General features: G+C 58.0%; 17 protein-coding genes. 9 read left to right on the forward strand and 8 right to left on the reverse strand.

Going from position 1 to position 23,142, the window contains the following annotated elements; genetic code table 11:
* Positions 1–73 precede the first annotated feature (73 nt).
* The gene (locus GS646_RS02420) at positions 74–1,177 is read left to right on the forward strand and encodes a Gfo/Idh/MocA family protein (protein WP_171647334.1); all 1,104 of its coding nucleotides are present in this window, start codon (positions 74–76) and stop codon (positions 1,175–1,177) included.
* 38 nt (positions 1,178–1,215) lie between these two features.
* On the forward strand, positions 1,216–2,349 hold the full coding sequence (locus GS646_RS02425; protein WP_171184142.1) for a Gfo/Idh/MocA family protein: 1,134 nt from the start codon (positions 1,216–1,218) through the stop codon (positions 2,347–2,349).
* Here GS646_RS02425 and GS646_RS02430 read toward each other — a convergent pair whose 3' ends face one another.
* Positions 2,350–3,348 (reverse strand): LacI family DNA-binding transcriptional regulator, encoded by a 999-nt coding sequence (locus GS646_RS02430; RefSeq protein ID WP_171184144.1) that lies wholly within the window; start codon positions 3,346–3,348, stop codon positions 2,350–2,352. It abuts the gene before it with no gap.
* 473 nt (positions 3,349–3,821) lie between these two features.
* Between GS646_RS02430 and ugpB the strand changes: the two genes are divergently transcribed.
* From ugpB to GS646_RS02460, 6 genes are all read left to right on the forward strand, one after another.
* Positions 3,822–5,138 (forward strand): sn-glycerol-3-phosphate ABC transporter substrate-binding protein UgpB, encoded by a 1,317-nt coding sequence (gene ugpB, locus GS646_RS02435; protein WP_171184146.1) that lies wholly within the window; start codon positions 3,822–3,824, stop codon positions 5,136–5,138.
* Between the two features lie 85 nt (positions 5,139–5,223).
* The gene (ugpA, locus tag GS646_RS02440; RefSeq protein WP_171093456.1) at positions 5,224–6,105 is read left to right on the forward strand and encodes a sn-glycerol-3-phosphate ABC transporter permease UgpA; all 882 of its coding nucleotides are present in this window, start codon (positions 5,224–5,226) and stop codon (positions 6,103–6,105) included.
* Positions 6,105–6,953, forward strand: coding sequence for a sn-glycerol-3-phosphate ABC transporter permease UgpE (gene ugpE, locus GS646_RS02445; protein WP_171184148.1), 849 nt, complete (start codon positions 6,105–6,107; stop codon positions 6,951–6,953). The genes ugpA and ugpE overlap by 1 nt, the downstream gene beginning before the upstream one ends.
* A 1-nt stretch (position 6,954) precedes the next feature.
* The gene (locus GS646_RS02450; RefSeq protein WP_171184150.1) at positions 6,955–8,040 is read left to right on the forward strand and encodes an ABC transporter ATP-binding protein; all 1,086 of its coding nucleotides are present in this window, start codon (positions 6,955–6,957) and stop codon (positions 8,038–8,040) included.
* A complete protein-coding gene (locus GS646_RS02455) occupies positions 8,037–9,014 on the forward strand; it encodes an HAD-IIA family hydrolase (protein ID WP_171184152.1) in 978 nt (325 codons plus the stop codon). The genes GS646_RS02450 and GS646_RS02455 overlap by 4 nt, the downstream gene beginning before the upstream one ends.
* Before the next feature lie 13 nt (positions 9,015–9,027).
* Positions 9,028–9,783, forward strand: coding sequence for a DeoR/GlpR family DNA-binding transcription regulator (locus GS646_RS02460; protein ID WP_171184154.1), 756 nt, complete (start codon positions 9,028–9,030; stop codon positions 9,781–9,783).
* Positions 9,784–9,865: 82 nt separating this feature from the next.
* Here the strand turns inward: GS646_RS02460 and GS646_RS02465 are convergent, their stop codons facing one another.
* The 7 genes from GS646_RS02465 to xdhA all read right to left on the reverse strand — a co-directional run bounded on the left by GS646_RS02465 (position 9,866) and on the right by xdhA (position 19,282).
* Positions 9,866–10,939, reverse strand: coding sequence for a BMP family ABC transporter substrate-binding protein (locus tag GS646_RS02465; RefSeq protein ID WP_171184156.1), 1,074 nt, complete (start codon positions 10,937–10,939; stop codon positions 9,866–9,868).
* 31 nt (positions 10,940–10,970) lie between these two features.
* Positions 10,971–11,891, reverse strand: a complete 921-nt coding sequence (locus GS646_RS02470) for an ABC transporter permease (RefSeq protein ID WP_171647332.1) — start codon at positions 11,889–11,891, stop codon at positions 10,971–10,973.
* Positions 11,891–12,973, reverse strand: a complete 1,083-nt coding sequence (locus GS646_RS02475; RefSeq protein ID WP_171184161.1) for an ABC transporter permease — start codon at positions 12,971–12,973, stop codon at positions 11,891–11,893. Before GS646_RS02475 ends, GS646_RS02470 begins: the two co-directional genes overlap by 1 nt.
* A 63-nt stretch (positions 12,974–13,036) precedes the next feature.
* Complete coding sequence (locus GS646_RS02480; protein ID WP_171647330.1) at positions 13,037–14,554, reverse strand: ATP-binding cassette domain-containing protein; 1,518 nt, start codon at positions 14,552–14,554, stop codon at positions 13,037–13,039.
* Positions 14,551–15,486 (reverse strand): xanthine dehydrogenase accessory protein XdhC, encoded by a 936-nt coding sequence (gene xdhC, locus GS646_RS02485; protein ID WP_171184165.1) that lies wholly within the window; start codon positions 15,484–15,486, stop codon positions 14,551–14,553. The genes GS646_RS02480 and xdhC overlap by 4 nt, the downstream gene beginning before the upstream one ends.
* Positions 15,486–17,888, reverse strand: a complete 2,403-nt coding sequence (gene xdhB, locus GS646_RS02490) for a xanthine dehydrogenase molybdopterin binding subunit (protein WP_171647328.1) — start codon at positions 17,886–17,888, stop codon at positions 15,486–15,488. The genes xdhC and xdhB overlap by 1 nt, the downstream gene beginning before the upstream one ends.
* Complete coding sequence (gene xdhA, locus GS646_RS02495) at positions 17,885–19,282, reverse strand: xanthine dehydrogenase small subunit (protein ID WP_171184169.1); 1,398 nt, start codon at positions 19,280–19,282, stop codon at positions 17,885–17,887. Before xdhA ends, xdhB begins: the two co-directional genes overlap by 4 nt.
* 343 nt (positions 19,283–19,625) lie before the next feature.
* Here xdhA and dnaE point away from each other — a divergent pair, with 343 nt between their 5' ends.
* On the forward strand, positions 19,626–23,126 hold the full coding sequence (dnaE, locus tag GS646_RS02500; protein ID WP_171647326.1) for a DNA polymerase III subunit alpha: 3,501 nt from the start codon (positions 19,626–19,628) through the stop codon (positions 23,124–23,126).
* Positions 23,127–23,142 lie beyond the last annotated feature (16 nt).

Genomic DNA, 23,142 nt, shown 5'->3' on the forward strand with positions numbered 1-23,142 from the left:
CCTTGCGCTGAATCGATTCACACGATACTGATTTTGCAACCGGTTGCAAATGATATGTTCGGAGCCGTTGCAGATGCCTGAAATCGGAATTGGAATTGTGGGTGGCGGCTATATGGGCAAGGCTCATTCCGTTGCCATGTCGGCCGTTGGCGCGGTTTTCAACACCGCATTAAGGCCCCGGCTTGAAGTCATTTGTGCGTCCAGCCCCAAAAGCGCTGAACGTTACCGCCTGGCCTATGGTTTTGAACGCGCGACTGACGATTGGCGTGTGCTGGTTAAAGACCCCATGGTCGAAGCCATTGTGATCGCCTCACCGCAATCCACGCATCGTCAGATTGCCGAAGCAGCTTTTGGTCTGGGCAAGCCCGTGTTGTGTGAAAAGCCCTTGGGTGCATCGCTGGAAGACAGTCAGGCAATGGTTGCGGCGGCCGAAGCCGCAGGCGCTGTGAACATGGTTGGGTTCAACTATATTCGCACGCCCGCCAGCCAGTTTGCCCGCCAACTGATCGCCGATGGAGAGATCGGCGACATCACGTGGTTCCGGGGTGAGCACACCGAGGACTTTTACGCTGATCCGCAGGCCCCCGCCACGTGGCGCACAACGGGCATGGCCAATGGCACAATCGGCGACTTGGCCCCGCATATGGTGAACGGAGCGATGGCCCTGGTTGGACCGATTGCTCAGGTGATGGCCGATGTGGAAACCGTGCATAAAACTCGGCCCGGAGGTGAAGTCACGAATGACGACCATGCCCAGATGATGTGCCGGTTCGAAAACGGCGTTATGGGCAACCTGTATTTCAGCCGCGTCGCGACGGGTCGTAAAATGGGCTATGCGTATGAAATATCAGGCACAAAGGGCGCAATCCGGTTCGATCAGGAGGATCAGAACGCGCTGTGGCTGTATAAGCGGGAAGGGCCCGAAGCCGCGCGTGGGTTCACCAAGATTCTGACAGGTCCCGCGCACCCGGATTATGAACCCTTCTGTCAGGGCCCGGGTCACGGCACCGGCTATCAGGACCAGATCATCATCGAGGCCAAGGACTTTCTGCAGGCCATACACACCGGAGAAGCGATCTGGCCGACCTTCCGTGTCGGGCACGAGGTCAACCGCGTGCTGGCCGCCGCCTTGGCGTCGTCAGACCAGCGACAATGGAAAGACATCAGCGATTTCTGATCGCTCAATCTATGAAATTCTAAAGAGAGACGATGACCATGGCTAAGTTGAGATGGGGCATGATCGGAGGCGGTGAAGGCAGCCAGATTGGGCCTGCCCATCGATTGGGCGCGCAGGCTGACGGGCTGTTTGAGTTTGCTGCTGGCGCGCTGGACCACCGGCCCGAAGCGGGCCGCGAATACGCGCAACGACTGGGTGTTGCTGCCGACCGTGCATATGGCAACTGGCAAGAGATGCTGGCGGGCGAGAAAGACCGGGATGATCGAATTGATCTGGTGACCATCGCCACGCCAAACTCGACTCATTTCGAGATCGCCAAGGCGTATCTTGAGGCGGGCTTTAACGTGTTGTGCGAAAAGCCGATGACCATGACGGTTGAAGAGGGCGAAGAGATCGTCCGCGTCGCTGAAGCTTCGGGCAAGATCTGCGCGGTGAACTATTGCTATTCCGCTTACCCGATGGTGCGTCAGGCGCGTGCGATGGTGCGTGCAGGCGACATCGGCAAGGTGCGGTTGGTTGTGACGAACTTCAGCCATGGCCACCATGGCGATGCGACCGACGCAGACAACCCGCGTGTACGCTGGCGCTATGATCCTGCGATGGCAGGTGTCTCGGGGCAGTTCGCAGATTGCGGTATCCACGCGCTGCATATGGCCAGCTTTATCTGCGATGACGAGGTGAAGACCCTTTCCGCCGATATGGCTTCGACCATCGCGAGCCGTGAACTGGAAGACGATGCAATGATCAACTTCCGGATGGAGGGCGGCACGGTTGGACGCCTTTGGACGTCATCGGTGGCAATCGGGCGGCAACACGGCTTTGACATTCAGGTCTTTGGCGAAACCGGCGGGTTACGCTGGGCGTCCGAGCAACCCAACCAGTTAATCTATACCCCGGTGGGTGGGCGCACTCAGATCATCGAAAAGGGTGAGGGCGGACTTCACGACGAGGTTCAGCGCTTGTCTCGGGTCGCAATCGCGCACCCCGAAGGGTTCCCGCTGGCTGTTGCCAATATCTATTGCGATCTGGCCGATGCAATTCGTGGTGAAAGCCGGGATGGGCTGCCGGGGGCGGCTGATGGGGTCCGCTCCATCGCCGCTGTCCATGCGGCTGTTGCTTCGGGCAAAGCGGATGGTGCGTGGCAGGATGCCCGCCCGCCAATGTTTCGCTGATCAGGGGCGGGGCCGCAACGTGCCCCGCTCAATCACCCGGCAGGGGAAAATACGGGCCTCGGGATAGCGCTGGGGCTCTTTCAACATCTCGACAACTAGATCGACGGATGAGGTAATGATCTGCTTGATCGGCTGGTGGATCGTCGTCAGGTCGATGCTTTCCCAGCGCGACATTTCCATGTCGTTCAACCCAATGATTCCAACATCTTTGCCCGGCTGCAAACCGTGATCCTTCAGCGCTGAAAGTGCGCCAATCGACAGGATGTCGTCACCGCAGAAATAAGCCTGGGCTGGGTTGTTGGTCAAAAGGCCCAGCATCTCGACCCGCCCTGCCTCGAAAGAGTAAGCCCCAGCAAAACAATGGTTTACTTCAATCTCCGGGTGCTCAGCCATCTCTTCCATAAAGCCGCGATGTCGATCCAGGGCCGAGGTCGCGTCTTTGGGCCCGCCCAGATAGCCGACGCGTGTGTACCCGCGTGCCAAAAGTTCACGGGCGGCCATACGCCCGCATTCCACGTTGTCGATGCCGACGACATGCACTTCGGGTGAAGTGGCCGAACGTCCAAATGTATGCACCACGGGCACGCCCGCGTCGTGAAAAGCTTTGGCAAAGCTCGGCGGCAGCGTTGACGACGCCACGATGGCAGCATCCACCGAGTATTGCCGCAACATGCGGACGGAATTGGCGGGCTCGGTCTCATCCGTTAGGTTCACGATCAATGGGCGCAGGCCGCGTTCCTGCAAGGCGCGTGTGAATTGATCGAAGACCTCAAGGAAAATGGGGTTGTGGAAGTTGTTCGAAATCAAGCCGATCAGCTTTGTCCGCCCCGTCGTCAAAGACGAAGCAAGTGCGTTGGGGCTGTAACCCAATTCGCGCGCCGCTTTTTCGACTTTGCTGCGTGTTTTTGCCGAAACCGAAGCGCCTTCGGTGAAGGTGCGAGAGACAGCAGATCGCGAAACACCGGCAAGGGCAGCGACGTCTTTGAGTGTCACGCTCAAGGGTGGCTCCAAGGGCAAAAGGGAAGGGGCATTGAGGCGATTGTCATTGTAAGTTCATTATGCATTATCGACCAATTCCCGCAACCGGTTGCAAAACATCACAAGACAGATCTTCAGTCGTAAAATCTTCATCGAAATGTGAATTATGTGTTCCGAAACAGCTCGGACGCCAAGACTCTGCCTTTAGGTTCAGTTGCCTTGGCCTAAGACACACTGGAAACGGACGCAAATGCAACTGCGCTCAGCACCCAGTGATCAAAAAGGTCTATTTCGCGGAAATGGGCGCTGTGTGTTCAATTGAAACAGAACTCTTGGTATTTTCCGTCAAGGTCAGAAGAAAATCTTCGTTTTGGTTCATTTGAACACTGTGGTACTTCATGTGAACGTTACAGAATCGCTTTACAGGGCGGTCAGGCGTCAATCTTGACACGACCTGCCCCAACATTGCTTTGTGACCCAGCCTGGAGGATCCAATGAAAACAACGACGAAATACGCTGCTGCGACCGCTGCGATTTTCGCTGCGCCTACCGCCTTTGCCGCCGATAAGGCAGAAGTTCAGTTCTGGCACGCCATGGGCGGCCAGTTGGGCGAAATCACCGACAAGTTTGCCGATGATTTCAACGCACAGTCGGACAGCTGTGTGATCAACTCGACTTACAAAGGCAACTACACCGAGAACATGACCGCCGCCATCGCCGCCTTCCGCGCCAACGAGCAGCCGCATATCGTTCAGGTTTTTGAAGTTGGCACTGCAACCATGATGGCCGCAGGCGACAAGGGTGCGATCTATCCTGTCTACAAGCTGATGGAAGACGCGGGCATCGAATTCGATCAGTCGAAATATCTGCCGGCTGTGATTTCATATTACACGGACACCGACGGCAACCTGCTGTCGCTGCCTTTCAACTCGTCGACCCCGGTTCTGTGGTACAACAAGACCGCTCTGGACGCGGCGGGTGTTGCCGTTCCGACGACATGGGATGAAGTGGAAGAGGTGGCGCGCGCACTAAAGGCCAACGGTGTTGAAAAGCCGTTTTCTTTCGGCTGGCAGTCGTGGTCGAACCTCGAAAACTATTCGGCTTGGCATAACATTGACTTTGGCTCAGAAGAAAATGGCTTTGCCGGCCTGTCGACCGAATTCACCTTCAACAACGACGCGGTTGTAAACCATATCCAACGTATCGCCGACATGGGCAAAGAGGGGCTGTTTGTCTATGGCGGTCGTCGGGGTGACAGCCGCGGTCAGTTCGTGAACGGTGAAACCGCGCTTTGGATCAACTCGTCGGCTTACTATGGCGGCTTCAAGAACGACATCAAGGATTTCGAGTTCGGTCAAACCATGTTGCCGTTGGATTCCGCTCTGGCTGATGCCCCGCAAAACTCGATCATCGGTGGCGCGACCCTTTGGGTTCTGAACGGACACGAACAGCCCGAATACAAGTGCGCGGCCGAGTTCTTCCAGTTCCTGTCAGAGCCTGAGCAGCAAGCCAATTGGCATCAGACCACGGGTTACGTTCCCATCACCACAGCTGCGTATGAGCTGTCAAAGGAACAGGGTTTCTATGAGACCGATCCGGGCACCGATACCGCCATCAAACAGCTGAGCCTGAACGAGCCCACACCGGCTTCGAAAGGTCTGCGCTTTGGCAACTTCGTTCAGATCCGCGACGTGATCAACGAAGAGCTGGAAGCTGTCTGGTCGGGTGAAAAAGACGCTCAGACCGCAATGGATGACGCTGTTGAACGTGGTAACGCCCTGTTGCGTAAATTCCAGGACGCAAACAGCTAAAATACCCCCTCATGGCGCGGTCCCCTTTGGTTTGAGGGGGCCGCGTTCTCGATCCTCTCGATCCTACTGACTACTGAGATCCGACATGCAGAAACGCGTCGTCTTCCGATCCAAGCTGCTGCCTTACCTTCTGGTGGCACCACAGATCGCCATCACGCTGATCTTCTTTTTCTGGCCATCCTATCAGGCTTTAGAAAGCTCTTTCTTTGTTGAAGACGCGTTTGGGTTTTCCCGCAACTGGGTTGGAATGCAGAATTATGCAGAACTGTTTGCCGACCCCGGTTATCTCAGATCATTCAAAACCACGCTGATTTTCAGCGTTTCGGTTGCCGCCCTCGCCATGAGCATCTCGCTGGGTTTGGCCGTTGCGGCCAACCGTGTGATCCGCGCCGCGACCGCGTATCGTACCCTGCTTATCTGGCCCTATGCAGTCGCGCCCGCTTTGGCCGGGGTGATCTGGTATTTTCTGATGAACCCAAGCCTTGGCATTGTCGCCTATTGGCTGAAAGGCTTGGGGGTGAACTGGAACCATTATGTGAATGGTGATCAGGCGCTGTTGCTGGTGATTGTCGCGGCGGCGTGGAAGCAGATCAGCTATAACTTCCTGTTCTTCTTGGCCGGTTTGCAAAGCATCCCGAAATCGCTGATCGAGGCTGCTGCCATTGACCGTGCCAGCCCGGCGCGGCGGTTCTGGACGATTGTGTTCCCGCTGCTGACGCCCACCACATTCTTTCTGCTTGTGGTCAACCTTGTCTATGCCTTCTTTGACACCTTTGCCCTGATCCACGCGACAACAGAAGGCGGCCCGGTCGATGCGACCTCGATCCTTGTCTATCGCGTTTATTCCACCGGCTTCGTCGGTCAGGATTACGGCAGTTCAGCTGCTCAGTCGGTTATTCTGATGGCACTGGTGGTTGGCATGACCTTCATCCAATTCCGCTATATCGAGCGTAAGGTGAACTACTGATGGTCGAAAATCGCCCCTTCCTGACCTTCTTGACCCATGCTGCGCTGATCACCGGTGTTCTGTTCCTGTGCTTTCCGGTCTGGATGGCGCTGGTGGCATCAACACACAGTGCAGGTGCGCTGTCCTCGTCCCCCATCCCGATGTGGTTTGGCGATCAGGGCTGGCAGAACTATTCCCTGTTGATTAGCCAGGGCCTGCCCGAAGCGGGCGGAGTACCGCTGGGCCGCATGATGCTGAACAGTGCGATTATGGCGTTTGGGATCACCTTCGGCAAAATCGCCATCTCGATCATCTCGGCCTATGCTGTGGTTTATTTCAAGTTTCCGTTCCGCATGGTCTTTTTCTGGATGATCTTCATCACCCTGATGCTGCCGGTCGAGGTGCGCATTCTGCCCACTTTTGATGTGGTCACCAAAATGGGGCTGCTCAACAGCTATGCAGGGCTGATCGTGCCGTTGATTGCCTCGGCTACAGCAACGCTTCTGTTCCGTCAGTTCTTTCTGACCATCCCTGATGAGCTGATCGAGGCCGCGCGGATTGATCGCGCCGGACCATTGCGCTTTTTCTGGGACATCCTGCTGCCGCTGAGCCGCACAAACATCGCGGCGCTGTTCATTATCCTTTTCATCTTTGGCTGGAACCAATACCTGTGGCCGCTTTTGGTGACCACGGACGAAGGGCTCTACACCATCGTTATGGGCATTCAGCGCATGGTGAATTCGGGTGAAAGCCTGCCGGTCTGGCATCTGATCATGGGTACGGCCGTTCTGGCGATGATCCCGCCGGTTCTGGTTGTGATTGCAATGCAAAAGCTCTTTGTCAAAGGGCTTGTGGAAAGCGAGAAATAATATGGCCAATCTGAGCATCAGATCCCTGGGCAAAACCTATCCCGGCGGCGTGTCGGCTGTGCGCGACGTCAATGTCGAGATCCAGGATGGTGAGTTCATCGTACTGGTCGGCCCATCGGGCTGTGGCAAGTCGACTATCCTGCGGATGATTGCAGGACTTGAAACCATCACGACGGGTGATCTGGATATTGATGGTCGCCGTGTGAATGATCTGGAACCCGGAGATCGGGACATTGCAATGGTGTTCCAGAACTATGCGCTTTACCCGCACATGACCGTGCGCGCGAATATGGAATATGGCCTGAAAAACGAAGGTCTGCCGAAAGACGAGATTGCCGAGCGCATTGCCGAGGCATCGCGTACGTTGCGCCTGTCGGATTATCTGGATCGCAAACCGCGCCAGCTTTCGGGCGGGCAACGCCAGCGCGTTGCCATGGGGCGTGCCATCGTACGCAAACCGAAAGTGTTCTTGTTCGATGAACCGCTGTCTAACCTCGACGCCAAGCTGCGTACCCAATTGCGGGCCGAGCTGAAAGCCCTCCATGCCCGGCTGAACGGCACCTTTATCTATGTGACCCACGATCAGGTCGAAGCGATGTCGCTGGCAGACCGCATCGTGATCATGAGCGAGGGTCAGATCGAACAAATCGGCACACCGATGGACCTGTATCTGCGCCCTGCAACGCGCTTTGTCGCAGAGTTTATCGGCACACCGGCGATGAACTTCATCGACGCAACGGTTGGGTCTGATGGGCATTCTTTGCAGATCGGAGAGCAAATGATTGCGTCCGACGCGCCCATTCAGGCACCGGCAGGCACATCGGTGAATGTTGGCATTCGCCCGGAACATCTTCACCGTGGGCACGGCCATGCGATGCACGTGAAGCTCACAACCGGTTTTGTCGAACAGCTTGGCGCGGACACGATCGTGCATGGCGAAGTGTCTACCAACGGCACGCCTTCGCCTCTGGGTGTTCGTCTTCAGGGTGTTCACATGCCTGAACCTGGCAGTGAACTGGAACTTGGGGCGGCTTTGTCAGATCTGCATCTATTTGATGCGGCCTCTGGGCGTCGTTTGAATACATGAGCGCTGACACAAGCACGCGGTCATCGATCCCAAATATAGAGCCATCGGGACCCATATGGGACGACATCTCGCGTGCCGTCACGCCGGATATGGCGTTTCGCTGGTACGAAGACATTCGCGATCGCCTGCCCGCAGCGCCAAGCCAAACGGGCGCGTTGCAACATATCCCCGATCTGGGGGAAATTGCAGATCACGCCGACGTGTTCGTCTTTGATGCGTATGGTGTGCTCAATACGGGAACGATCCCGATACCGGGTGCGGCCCGGCGCGTCTCTGACCTGCGCGCGGCTGGTAAATCAGTGTTTGTGCTGACCAATGCTGCCAGTTACGCGGCCACCCAAGCGCGCGAAGTTTTCCGGGATCTGGGCTTTGATATTACGTTGGAAGAGATCGTTTCCAGCAGAATGGTGTGCGAGCGACATTTACCGCATCTGCCAAGCGGTCAGAGTTGGGGTGTTGCCGCCCCTGCTGATTGGGCCGGGGATGAGGTCGATGTGCCCACATTTCAACTGCTGGACGATATTGAAGTCTACGATCGGGCGGGCGGCATCCTGTTTCTGAGCACGCTGGATTGGAACAGCGATCGTCAGGCGCTGTTGCTCGACAGTCTGGCCCGCAACCCCCGGCCCGTTGTTGTGGCGAACCCGGATCTGGTTGCGCCGCGTGAAACCTGCCTGACGCGCGAGCCCGGATTTTACGCACATGACTTGCAATCCCGGCTTGGGCTGAAGCCGCAGTTTCACGGCAAACCCTTTGCATCCGTGTATCATGAGGTCGAACGCAGGTCGGGCGCGGTCGACCTGCGTCGTATTGTCATGGTCGGGGATACGTTGCATACCGACATTCTGGGGGCGCAATCGCATGGCTGGAGATCAGTTCTGATCACCAATCACGGCCTTTTTGCCGGCCAACGCGTGCAAAAATACATTGATGACAGCGGGTTGTACCCGGATTGGATCGCACCAAACATCTGAAAGGGGCGGGGTCTTGGACTTGAACGACAGGCAAAGGACGATCCTGGATCTGATCCGTCAGTCGGGTCTGCAATCGATTACGGACTTGTCCCGGCAATTCGACGTGGCCACACAGACCATTCGACGCGACATCAATGCGCTGTGCGACGAGGGTCTTGCGCGTCGGGTACATGGCGGGGTGGTGGCCCCCAGCAATCCGGTCAATCTGAACTTCAGATCGCGCCGAGTTATGAACGAAGGGGCCAAGCGCGCCATCGGTCAGGCCGCCGCTCAATTGATCCCGCAGGGGGCAACGGTGATGCTGGGCATCGGAACCACCGTGCAATACGTGGCCGAGGCCTTGCTGGAGCATTCCGATCTGACTGTTGTCACCAACAACCTTGAAGTCGCAACCATCTTTTGCGGTTCGGTCACGGCCGAGGTCCATTTCACTGCAGGTGTCCTGCGGCCTGAAGATCGCGATGTGGTTGGCGGGCAAACATTGCTGGATTACCAAAGGTTCCGCGCAGATTTTGGTGTAATCGGGGCAGGTGGCTTGTCACCGAACCATGGGCTGCTGGACTACAAGGCCATTGACGCGGATGTCAGTCGCATGATCCTGCAGCAATCCCGTCAAGCGCTGTTGGTGGCTGACGTGGGCAAGTGGAACAGATCGCCGAAGTTTCAGGTCGCGGGTTTCGACAGGATCGACACCATGGTGACAAATGAAGCACCACCTTGCGAAATTGAGGGCCTCAGCCTGCATCACGTTGCAGAGCAGAACCTCTGAATCTCCAGGCGCCGGTTCTTCGAGGCAAACGAAAAGGCCCGCAGAAAACCTGCGGACCTTTTCATGGTACTTTCCGAGCAACTTACTGCGGGATTTCGCCTTCCAGCCCTTCGACATAGAAGTTCATGCCGGCCAGCGTGCCGTCATCAGCCACTTCGCCTTCAGCCAGCCAGTCGCTGCCGTCCTGCTTTTTCAGCGGACCGGTGAAGGGGTGGTACTCGCCCGCAGCCATGGCGGCTTTCAGTGCCAGGGCTTCTTCCTTCACATCAGCCGGAACGGCGTCTGAAATCTCGCCAATTGCAACCATGCCTTCGCGGATGCCATCCCAAGTGTTGGCGCTTTCCCAAGTGCCATCCATGACGGCTTGGGTCCGGGCAATATAGTAGGGAGCCCAATCATCGATGATCGACGAGACGCGCGGGAACGGAGCGTATTCGCTCATGTCAGACGCCTGACCAAAGGTGACAACATTGCCAGCCTCTTGTGCAGCAGCCTGCGGCGCGGTCGAGTCGGTGTGTTGCAGGATCACGTCTGCACCCTGTTCGATCAGAACGGTGGCGGCGTCAGCCTCTTTTGCCGGATCAAACCAAGTGTAGGCCCAAACGATCTTGAACTCGACATCCGGGTTCACCTTCTTGGCGTGGATATAGGCCGAGTTGATGCCACGGATAACTTCGGGGATCGGGTAGGACCCGATATAGCCGATGATATTCGACTTGGTCATGTTGCCCGCGATATGGCCCTGGACGGCGCGACCTTCGTAGAAACGTGCTGAATAGACCGAGACGTTGTCTGCTGTCTTATAGCCGGTTGCGTGCTCGAATTTAACATCCGGGAATTTCTTGGCCACGTTGATGGTTGGATCCATGTAGCCGAACGAGGTGGTGAAGATCAGGTCAGCGCCTTCCAGCGCCATCTGGGTCATCACACGCTCAGCGTCCGGACCTTCTGGAACCGACTCCACAAAGACGGTTTCAACCTTGTCGCCAAAGTGGTCCTCGACAGCCAGACGGCCCTTGTTGTGCTCATAGGTCCAGCCACCGTCACCCACGGGGCCGACATAGACGAAGCCGACCTTGGTTTTGTCTTCGGCCATGGCCCCCGAGGCCAGGCCCAGTGCCATGGCGGCACTTGCCAGAAGTGTAGTGAATTTCATGTGTTACTCCCCAAGTTGGTTCAGTTGGCCCCTAGTTCGAGGCATGGAAGGTCCGGCCCAGTGAGGCAGGTGCGCTGCTCTTGTCGGCCGAAAGGATCACAAGCACAAGGATCGTGATGATGTAAGGCGACATTGCCAGATACTCGACAGGAATGGCAACGCCCGCTGCCTGCAAATTAAGCTGCAACACGGTGATGCCGCCGAACAAATAGGCACCCAACAAGGCGCGCCACGGTTTCCAGCTGGCAAACACCACCAAGGCCAGAGCGATCCAGCCCACACCGGCTGTCATGCCTTCGGTCCACTGCGGCACGCGGATCAGGCTGATATAGGCACCGCCCAGACCCGCACAGGCCCCGCCGAACAGGATTGCCATGATGCGGATCTTGATGACCTTGTAGCCCAGCGCGTGTGCGGCATCGTGGTTTTCGCCAACCGCGCGCAGGATCAGGCCGACGCGGGTGTATTTCAGCGTCGCCCAGACCGCTGCGGTCAAAGCGATACCAACATAAAGGATCGGGTCATGCTGGAACAGGATCGGGCCGATGACCGGGATATCGCTGATCACCGGGATATGGATTTCGCCCATGCTCGGGGGTTTGACACCCACATAGCTTTGCCCCATCAACGCGCTGAATCCCAGCCCGAACAGGGTCAAGGCAAGACCACTTGCCACCTGATTGGCCAAGGCCACCTGTGTCAGCAAAACAAACAGCAGTGACAGCACCGCCCCCCCAATGGCCGCCGCGACAAAGCCCAACCAGGGCGACCCGGTCTCGACCGAGATTGCAAAGCCGCTGATCGCACCCACAATCATCATGCCTTCGACGCCAAGGTTCAGAACGCCTGCTTTTTCAACGACCAGCTCTCCGATCGCGGCCAGCAGCAGGGGGGTTGCGGCCACCATCAGCGAGGCAACCAGAAGGACGGGATTGATTTCACCAAGGTCCATTATGCCACCTCGCTACGCGCCGCACGGATGCGGTAGTTTGTCAGAAGATCGAAAGCCAGAAGGAAGAACAAAAGCATCCCCTGGAAGACTTGGATCGCAGCAGCGGGCAGACCCAGCTGAGACTGCGCGATTTCCCCGCCAATATAAGTCAGCGCCATCAGGCCTCCGGCCAGCAGGATGCCCACCGGATGCAGGCGGCCCAGAAAGGCAACGATGATCGCGGTGAAGCCATAGCCAACGTTAAAGTCTATGCTGACCACGCCCGAAGGCCCTGAGACCTCGAACATCCCTGCCAGCCCGGCCAGTGCCCCGGACAGGCCCAGACAGAACAGGATTAGCCGCGCCGGGTTCACGCCTGCAAATTTCGCCGCACGTGGCGCTTCACCTGTCAAACGGATGTGAAAACCCAGCATGTGCCGGTTCAGCAGCACATAGGCAAAGATCACAGCAATCAGTGCTGTAACCACGCCCCAATGCATCCCAGACCCGGCGATCAACTCGGCATTATGCGCGCTGTCATATTGCTGCAGGTTGCGCGATCCGGGAAAGCCAAAACCTTCTGGGTTCTTCAGCAGACCCAGCGAAACCGAGGCTAGCATCTGCTCGGCCACATAGACCAGCATAAGCGACACCAGGATTTCATTGGTGCCAAAACGCACCTTCAGAAAGGCCGGTATCATCGCCCAAAGCCAGCCGCCGAACGCGCCTGCGATCACCATGATCGGGAAGATGTAAAACGCATCCAAAGGATAAAAGGTCAGTCCAGCACCTGCACCAAAGATGGCACCCATGATGTACTGACCTTCAGCCCCGATGTTCCAGATACCAGCCCGAAAGCCCAAAGACAGGCCAATAGCAATCAAAACCAGTGGCGCGCCTTTGACCAACAATTGTGGGCGATAGTAGAAAGCAAACTCGCCAAACAGCGGTTCCCAGAAAATGGTGCCAATGGCTTCGATCGGGTTCTTGCCCAGAATGGCAAACAACACCCCTCCAAACACCATTGTCGCCAGAACCGCCACCAGAGGGGTCGCATAGGACCACGCCTTGGACGGCTGTGGCCGTTTTTCCAACACAATCACCTGCACATCCCCCTGCGTTCTTCATCTTTTTTAAAATACTCTCGCCGAAGGCGACGCCACGGTTCACACATGCGCCACCTCCATTCCGTGGGCGCCGCCCATCATCAGGCCGATCTCGTCCACGGTTAGTCCTGTAGTCGGGCGCGGTGCGCTTAGCCGTCCTTCATTCAACGCCGCAAAGCTGTCCGAGATTTCCATCAGCTCATCCAGATCCTGGCTGATGCAGACCACGGCAGTCCCTTTGGCGGCCAGATCCAGAATGGCCTGCCGGATAGATGCCGCAGCAGCAGCATCCACGCCCCAGGTGGGCTGGTTTACAACCAGAACATCGGGGTTTTGCAGCACTTCACGACCGATCACGAATTTCTGCAGGTTCCCGCCAGACAAAGACCGGGCGGCATTCTCTGGACCCGGCGTGCGGACGTCAAAAGCGCTGATGATCTTTTCGGCAAAGCTCTTGGTTTCGGCCCACTTGAGGAAACCGTTGCTTTCCAGCCCTTCCCGCACCGATCCGGTCAGCAAGGCGTTTTCCGTCAGGCTCATATCCGGGGCTGCCGCATGACCCAGCCGCTCTTCGGGGGCCGTCAGCACACCCAGCTTGCGCCGCGCGGTGGGGCCGAGCTTGCCGATCCGCTGGCCGTTGAACTTGATCGCATCCGCGGCGGTCAGAATTTCACCGGACAACACGCCCAGCAATTCATCCTGCCCATTCCCGGCAACGCCACCGATGCCCAAAACCTCACCCTTGCGGACAGTCATGTGGATGTTCTTCAGCGCTGTACCGAATTCCGAGGGCGACGGGACGGACAGTCCACTGACATCCAGCGCAATTTCACCAAATTCGCGCCCCGACCGTTCAGGCGTTTGCAGGGTTGATCCCACCATCATCTCGGCCATGTCCCGCGCGGAAGTTTCAGCAGGCACGCATTCGCCCACATTCTTGCCCAGCCGCAGGATCGTCGCGTGATCACACAGCGTGCGGATTTCTTCCAGCTTGTGCGAGATGTACAGGATCGACGTCCCTTCGGATCGCAGCTTGTTCAGCGTTTCAAACAGGATTTCGACCTCTTGCGGGGTCAGCACGCTCGTCGGTTCGTCCATGATCAACAGTTTGGGGTCCTGCAACAGGCAACGGATGATCTCGACCCGCTGCCGCTCACCCGCCGACAGATCGCCAACCGTGCGATATGGGTCCAAAGGCAATCCGTAGGTCTCGGACACTTCGCGGATGCGCGAGGCCAGATCGCCCATCGGTGGCGGGTTCTCCATCCCCAACGCAATATTCTCGGCCACGTTCAAAGCGTCGAACAACGAGAAATGCTGGAACACCATCGCGATCCCGTCCGCCCGCGCGGCGCGCGGCTCGGGCGGCGCAAAAGGCTGACCTCGCAGCAGCATCGTGCCGCTGTCGGGCTTCACCAGCCCGTAGATCATCTTGACCAGCGTGGATTTGCCCGCGCCGTTTTCCCCCAGCAGGGCGTGAACTTCACCCTCGCCGATGTCAAAAGACACCTGATCATTGGCCACGACACCGGGATAGGCTTTGGTCAGCCCTTGCAGGCTCAGAAGTGGAGTGGTCACGCGCTCAGGTCCTTCTTCAACTCGTTCTGCCGGGCCGGGCGCAACAGCTGCGCGGCAACGCCGACGGCGATCATCTGCGGGTGTTTGCCCAGGTTCGGATCACCAATTGGACAGGTGATCCGGCTGATCCGCTCGGGCGAATGCCCAAGGGCCGCCAGCCGCGACCGGAATCGCGCCCATTTCGTAGCCGAGCCGATCAGTCCCGCAAAGCCGAAATCATGTAAAAGCAGCCTGTTGCACAGCTCCAGGTCCAAATTGTGTGAATAGGTCAGCACAAGATGCTCGGCATCGGTCGGTGCGTGTCGAACCAGTTCGGCCGGTTTGGTAACTGGAACCGTGGTAACTCCGGCGGCAATCGTGTCGGGAAACCGATCCAAGCCAGTGTCGATCCAGGTGATCGCAAGGTCGGGCAGCGGTGAGAGAACATCCACCAAAGCCCGTCCAACATGACCGGCACCCCAAATCCAAAGGTTCCGGTTTGGTTTGTGCACTGGCTCGATCATCCAGCCGTCAACCATCTGGGGTTCAGGTGTGATCCCCTGACCACGCGCAGTTGCCAGCAATCGTTTGACCGACAGCGGCATCTCTTCGCCTGATGTGGCGCGCGCGATGAGAGTTTCATCCAGCGTTTCCAGCGCCGCGCGGTCATAGACCTCGCTGAGCAACGATACCGCGCCACCACAACATTGACCCATCTCGGGTCCAAGCGCGTGATGTGTCAGGAGCGAAGCCTGGGTCTGTGCCCGCGCCGCCTTGGCTGCTTGATATTCCAGCGTCCCTCCGCCGATGGTGCCGCTTTGACTGTCCTTCCAGACAAGCATGGCTGCGCCAACCTCGCGCGGAGACGATCCTTTGATCCCGGCAATAACCACCCGGACCACTCGTCCATGGGTTTCGACCGCCTCCCTCAAAGCCTCCAGGTCAAATCCCATCAGATGCCTCCCTTCATCCTTTGAACACCGCGCCAGACTTCTTCGGCCGTGGCAGGCGCGTCGAGCGCGGGGTAGGTATCGCCACAGGCCGCGACCGCGTTCGACAGGGCCAGCCATGCTGAGATGCCCAACATGAAGGGCGGTTCGCCAACCGCTTTCGAGCGATAGATCGTGTCTTCGCGGTTCGCGCCATCCCAAAGCGCGACATTGAAAATGTCAGGCCGGTCAGAGCAGGCAGGGATCTTGTAGGTCGAGGGCGCATGTGTGCGCAGGTTGCCCTTGCCATCCCAGACCAGTTCCTCGGTTGTCAGCCAGCCTGCGCCTTGCACGTAACCGCCTTCGACCTGCCCGATATCCAATGCGGGGTTCAGCGATGCGCCCGCGTCATGCAGGATGTCCGTGCGTAGAATGCGATTTTCGCCCGTCAGCATATCCACAGCGACCTCGGAGACCGACGCGCCATAGGCGAAGTAGAAGAACGGGCGCCCCCGCCCTGCGATCCGGTCCCATTCGATCTTGGGCGTTTTATAGAATCCAGTCGCCGACAAGCTGATCCGGCCCTGATAGGTCAACGCTGCGGCTTCGGCGAATGTGTATTTCTCTTCCCCAACCATAACGTGACCATCGGAGAAACTGACCATCGATGGATCAGCCTGATGCCGTTCCGCCAGATAGTCTGCCATCCGGTCGCGGATCGTATCACAAGCGGCTTTCACTGCCATGCCGTTCAGGTCACTGCCCGAGGACGCCGCCGTGGCTGAGGTATTGGGCACCTTGGCTGTATCCGTGGCGGTGATTTTCACCATCTCAAGCGGAATGCCGAAGCGCGACGCGGCGACTTGCGCGACTTTCTGGAACAGGCCCTGTCCCATTTCCGTGCCGCCATGGTTCAGGTGGACCGAGCCGTCTTGGTACACATGCACCAGCGCACCTGCCTGATTGAGGTGGGTCAGCGTGAAGGAAATCCCGAACTTGACCGGAGAGAAGGCAATGCCTTTCTTGATCACGCTATTTTTTGCGTTCCATTCCGCAATGGCGGCTTTTCGCGCGGCGTAGTCGCTGGATTTCAGCAGTGCATCGGTCATTCCGTGCAATTCGAAATCGCTGACCTCCATGCCGTAGGGCGTCGTGTTGCCACCGGCAGGAAGGGCGCGCACCGGCGCGTTCCCGGTTTCCACCGCGCCGCGGCTGGTCAGGTCCTCATGCGGGTCGGGGTGGCCCAGAGGTTTCTCCCGAGGCGCGACTTCAGCAACTGCATGTACAGGTTCATAGTAGTTCCGACGACGCAGCTCGACCGGGTCCAGCCCCAGTTCATGCGCGGCGTGATCCATCACGCGCTCGATCCCAACCATCCCCTGCGGTCCGCCAAAGCCGCGATAGGCGGTGGCGGATTGGGTGTTCGTTTTCAACCGGTGGCTTTCGATCCGCGCATTGGGCAGCAGATAAGCATTGTCCGAATGCAACATGGCGCGGTCGGCGACGGGCAGGGACAGGTCCTGCGCCCAACCGCAGATGGCGTAGTGAAGGAACGAAACGCCCTGAATATGCCCATGCTCATCGAACCCAGCCTTGTAGGAAATGCGGAACGCGTGGCGCTTGCCGGTGATGATCATGTCATCGTCGCGGTCATAGCGCATCTTGCAGGCTTTGCCTGTGGCACGCGCGGCAACGGCGCAAGCGACGGCCAGCGCGTTGCCTTGGCTTTCCTTGCCGCCAAAGCCGCCGCCCATGCGCCGGGTTTCGACCCGGACAGCATGCATCGGAACGCCCAACGCGTCCGCCACCTTGTGCTGAATTTCAGTCGGATGCTGGGTCGAGCTGTGCACCAGCATATCTGCGCCTTCATTTGGCTCTGCCAAGGCGGCCTGACCTTCCAGGTAGAAATGCTCCTGTCCGCCCAGTTCGAACGTGCCTTCGATCACATGTGCCGCGCCTGCAATGGCGGCATCCGCATCGCCCTTGGCGTAAATACGCGGGCCATCCTCGAACCGGCTGTCTGCGGCAAGCGCTTCTTCGACCGTCAGAATTGGGGTTTCTTGGGCATAATCGATCTTGCCCAGACGTGCGGCCTTGCGCGCGGCCAGATGGCTGGTGGCGACGACCAGAAATACGGGCTGGCCGATATAGTGAACCGTGCCGTCCGACAGCAATGGTTCATCATGGATCGAGGGCGAGACGTCATTGGCGAAAGGCAGGTCCTCGGCCGTCATCACCATCACGACACCTTCGGCGGCCTTCACATCTGAAAGATCCATCGCGGTAATCTTACCCTTGGCAATCGGGCTGATACCAAATGCCAGATGCAGCGTGCCTTTTGGTGTCGGGATGTCGTCCACATAACGCGCCGAGCCGGACACATGCAGCGGTGCCGCGTCGTGGGGGAGGGGTTTGGTCACGCTCATGCCGACACCTCCAGCACATTGGTGATCTCGCCCTGGTCTTCGAGGAAATAGCGTTCCAGCATCGCTTTGGCCGTTTCCAGACGATAAGTTGCCGAGGCGCGCATGTCCGTGAGTGGTGAATAGTCCTCGGCAAAAGCGGGCAGCGCGGCCGCAACGGTCTCGCGTGTCCAGGGTTTGCCGATCAGCGCGGCCTCGACATGGGTTGCCCGTTTCGGGATACCGGCCATGCCGCCAAACGCAATACGCGCCTGTGTGACGGTGCCGTCCGAAACGGTCACATTGAAACAGCCGCAAACGGCCGAGATATCCTGATCGAACCGTTTGCTGAGCTTGTATGCCTTCAGCCTGTCAGGCTGACGCGGGAAGCTGACGGCTTCGACGAATTCACCCGGGGCACGATCCTGCTTGCCATAGTCAATGAAGAACTCTTCCAACTGGATCGAGCGGCGCGCATCCCCTTTGCGCAGATGTAGTTTTGCATCCAAAGCAATCAGGGCAGGTGGGTTGTCTCCGATAGGAGAGCCATTGGCGATGTTGCCCCCAACGGTCGCTGCATGGCGGACCTGAACGCTGGCATAGCGGCGGATCATCTCGGCGTAGGACGGGTGAAGGTCGGCCAGGGCCTCTCCCATGCGGTTCATGTCGACCATTGCACCGAAGCGGGCTTCGGTATCGGTGATCTTGATTTCTTTCAAGTCATCACAACGGTTGAGGAATATGACCGGGTCCAGATCACGCAGCTGCTTGGTGACCCAAAGACCTACATCGGTTGCGCCAGCAACCAGAGTGGCGCTAGGGTGCTCGGCAAACAGAGACGCCAGTTCGTCAGCGCTGTTGGGGAGGAAGGGGGGCTCTGCCCCCCGGCCTGCGGCCTCCCTCCGAGGTATTTGTGAACAAGAGAAGGACCGGTCGTCGTTGATCCATTTTGGGGTTGGTTCAGCCTCGGCGGTTTTGGCGGCGCGGATAATTGGGGCGTAACCAGTGCAGCGGCACAGGTTCCCTGCAAGCTGGGTGTCGTGATCTGTTGCGCCATTTGCATGACTGGCGACCATCGACATCACAAAGCCGGGTGTGCAGAACCCGCACTGAGATCCGTGCAGATCCACCATCGCCTGTTGCACCGGGTGGGCTTCGCCACTCGGGCCCCTGGCGCCTTCGACGGTGCGGACGGCTTTACCATGCAATTGGGGCAGGAACAGGATGCAGGAATTCAGTGCCTTGTGGCCGTCTTCATCCGTGACCATAACGGTGCAGGCCCCGCAATCGCCTTCGTTGCAGCCTTCTTTGGTGCCAGTCAGGCCGCGATCCTCGCGCAGCCAATCCAGCAGGGTCGCCGTTGGATTGACATCCGCCAGCTCCACTGTCTCTCCGTTCAGAAGAAACGTGATATTCATTCGAGAAACCCGTCGCGTTACCCTGTTGCGCCCCTTAGGCCCTCCTTCGATGCGACGTAGAAAGAGCGGCGGGCGAAGTGCTTGCCGTAAGATGTTAGAAACAGCGCGGCTTATCTGGCAAGAAAAACTGCCTATATGATGTACCATTACGAACGCACAGCATGCTTTTCCTGCTTTTGTGTAGAAGGCAGGCACTTGTAAATAAAGCGCTTTTTGAATGCGCAGCCCGTTCAATCCCGAAGCACCTTCTGAAAAAGCCGAATAATCAACGCCGATTTTTTGTGCATTCCAAAGCTGCGGTTCGCGCTTTTGCAACGCGACAGGCTGGGGTAGCTTACCCCGCATGAGCAGTAATCTTCGATTCATTCACCTCCGCGTTCACACCGAATATTCACTGTTGGAAGGCGCTGTGCGGCTGAAAAAGCTGCCCGCATTGTGCGAGAAGATGGAGATGCCCGCCGTAGCCGTGACGGACACCAACTCGATGTTCTCGGCATTGGAGTTCTCGGTCACCGCAAGCGGCGCGGGTGTGCAGCCGATCATGGGGTGTCAGGTTGATCTGACCTACGTGCAGGCGCAACCGGGTGAGAAACCCAAAGCGCCCGCGCCTTTGGTGTTACTGACGCAATCCGAGGTTGGGTATGAAAACCTCATGAAGCTGAGTTCCTGCCTTTACGTGGACAAGGGCGGGCAGTTGCCACAGGTCACTTTGGACGAGCTGGCGGATCGGTCGGACGGTTTGATTTGCTTGACCGGCGGTCCGGACGGGCCGGTTGGGATGCTGCTGCAACAGGGTCAACGTCCTGCGGCTGAGGCGCTGGTGGATCGGCTGGCGGGCATGTTCCCGGATCGCCTTTACATTGAGCTTCAGCGCCATCCGGGTGAGGACGGCCAGCCAGAAGCGGAACGCCTGACTGAGCGCGGCCATGTAGAGATGGCCTATGCCAAAAACCTGCCGCTGGTCGCCACCAACGACGTCTATTTTCCGACCTCGGACATGTATGAAGCGCATGACGCGCTGATCTGTATCGCCGAAGGGGCTTATGTCGACCAGCAAGACGGCCGCCGCCGACTGACCGCACAGCATTATTTCAAGTCGCAGCAGGAGATGGTGACGCTGTTCGCGGACCTTCCAGAAGCGATTGAGAACACGGTCGAGATCGCCAAGCGCTGTGCCTTTATGGCCTATCGCCGCGATCCTATCCTGCCGAAATTTGCCGATGACGAAGTGGCTGAACTGCGCCGTATCGCAAACGAGGGGTTGCAGAAACGTCTGGCAGTGATCCCCCACGCGGTGACGCCCGAGGAATATCAGGAACGGTTGGATTTCGAACTAGGCATTATCGAAGGAATGGGGTTCCCGGGCTACTTTCTGATCGTTGCCGACTTTATCCAATGGGCCAAGGATGAGGATATCCCGGTGGGACCGGGGCGGGGCTCGGGCGCGGGTTCGCTGGTGGCTTATGCGCTGACGATCACCGACCTTGATCCGCTGCGTTATTCGCTGCTGTTCGAACGCTTCCTGAACCCCGAGCGGGTGTCGATGCCGGATTTCGATATCGACTTTTGCATGGACCGCCGGGAAGAGGTGATCCGCTACGTTCAGCAGAAATATGGGCGCGACAAGGTGGGACAGATCATCACCTTTGGTGCGCTTTTGTCGAAAGCTGCCGTGCGCGATATCGGGCGGGTTTTGCAGATGCCTTACGGGCAGGTGGACCGTTTGTCCAAGATGATCCCGGTTGAGGGCGTCAAACCTGTTTCCATTGAAAAAGCGCTGAAAGACGAGCCACGCCTGCGGGAAGAGGCGCGGAACGAAGAGGTGGTGGATCGCCTTCTGACCTACGGCCAACAGGTCGAAGGATTGCTACGCAACGCATCGACCCACGCTGCGGGGGTGGTGATCGGGGACCGGCCTTTGGACGCACTGGTGCCTCTGTATCAGGACCCGCGCTCGGATATGCCCGCGACCCAGTTCAACATGAAATGGGTGGAACAGGCCGGGCTGGTCAAATTCGACTTTTTGGGCCTGAAAACCCTGACCGTCATCCAGAACGCCATGGACCTGATCTTCAAGTCCGGTCGCCCTCTGCATATCGCTGCCGATGGCACCGAGCTTTACGAACCCGCTGAAGGGGCTGAGAACCAGATCAACGCCATCCCGCTGGACGATGAAGCGACATACAAGCTCTACTCGGCAGCCAAAACGGTGGCGGTGTTCCAGGTGGAATCCTCGGGCATGATGGACGCGCTCAAGCGCATGAAGCCGACCTGTATCGAGGATATCGTGGCCCTTGTGGCGCTGTACCGTCCGGGTCCGATGGAAAACATCCCGACCTATTGTGAGGTGAAAAACGGTCTTCGCGAGATCACCTCGGTTCATCCACTGATCGACCATATCCTTGAGGAAACGCAGGGCATCATCGTTTACCAGGAACAGGTGATGCAGATTGCACAGGTCATGGCGGGATACAGCCTTGGCGGTGCTGACCTGTTGCGCCGTGCGATGGGTAAGAAGATCAAGGAGGCGATGGACGCTGAGCGCCCCAAGTTTGAAAAAGGCGCGGGCGAGAATGGCGTGGATGCCAAGAAGGCCAGCGAGGTTTTCGACCTGCTGGAGAAATTCGCCAACTATGGCTTCAACAAATCCCACGCGGCCGCCTATGCGGTGGTCAGCTATCAGACCGGCTGGCTGAAGGCGAACCACCCGGTCGAGTTCATGGCGGGTGTCATGAACTGCGATATTCATCTGACCGACAAGCTGGCGGTCTATTTCGAAGAAGTTCGCAAAGGGCTGGAACTGCCCTACGTGCCGCCATGTGTGAATCGTTCCATCGCGACGTTCGATGTAGTGAACGGTGAACTGGTTTATGCGCTGGGCGCGCTGAAAAACGTGGGCGTCGAGGCGATGAACCTTGTGGTTGAAGGGCGCGCGAAAAAACCGTTCGTCAACTTGTTTGACTTTGCGCGTCGTGTGGATCTGAAGAAAGTCGGCAAACGCCCGTTGGAAATGTTGGCGCGGGCCGGGGCGTTTGACGAGCTCGACAAAAACCGCCGCCGTGTGTTCGAAAGCCTTGATCGTCTGGTGCAGTATTCGGCGGCGATTCATGAACAAAAGAACTCGAACCAAGTGTCTCTTTTTGGTGAAGCCGGTGATGACCTACCTGAACCTCGCCTGTCGCCGACGCCGGATTGGCTGCCTGCTGAACGGTTGAGCGAAGAGTTCAAGGCGATCGGTTTCTACCTCTCCGGCCATCCGCTAGACGATTACATGCCTGCGCTTAAACGCAAACAGGTCCTGACGTTGGATGAGGTGATGGAAAAGGCCCGCTCTGGCCCACTGATCGCCAAGATGGCTGGTGTTGTCGCCGGACGGCAGGAACGGAAATCGGCCAAGGGCAACCGTTTTGCATTTGCCCAGCTCTCGGACCCAACAGGCGCTTATGAGGTCACGCTGTTTTCAGATACATTGGAGAAATGCCGCGAGTTTCTTGAAACCGGCGCGCAGGTTGTGCTGACGGCTGAGGCAACGATGGAGGCCGACCAGCTCAAGCTGCTGGGTCGGTCGGTTGGACCGGCGGATTCGCTGGTGGCCGAAGCCGGGGCAACCGGGCTGCGTATTTTCGTTGATGAGGCGCAGGCGGTGTCAACCGTCGCCAAAGTGCTGGAAGACGCCGCGACTGCTGCCAAAGGCGCAGCGCGAGGTCCGATCCAACTGCTGCTGTTGGACCCAAGCCTGCCGGGTGACGTTGAAATGGATCTTGGGCGCGAGTTTCCGATCAACCCGCAGATCAAGGGGGCGATCAAATCGCTGGAAGGTGTGATGAGCGTCGAAGAGATCTGACACCGCTTTGTTGCCA

Source organism: Ruegeria sp. HKCCD4315, from assembly GCF_013112245.1.
Lineage (GTDB): Bacteria > Pseudomonadota > Alphaproteobacteria > Rhodobacterales > Rhodobacteraceae > Ruegeria.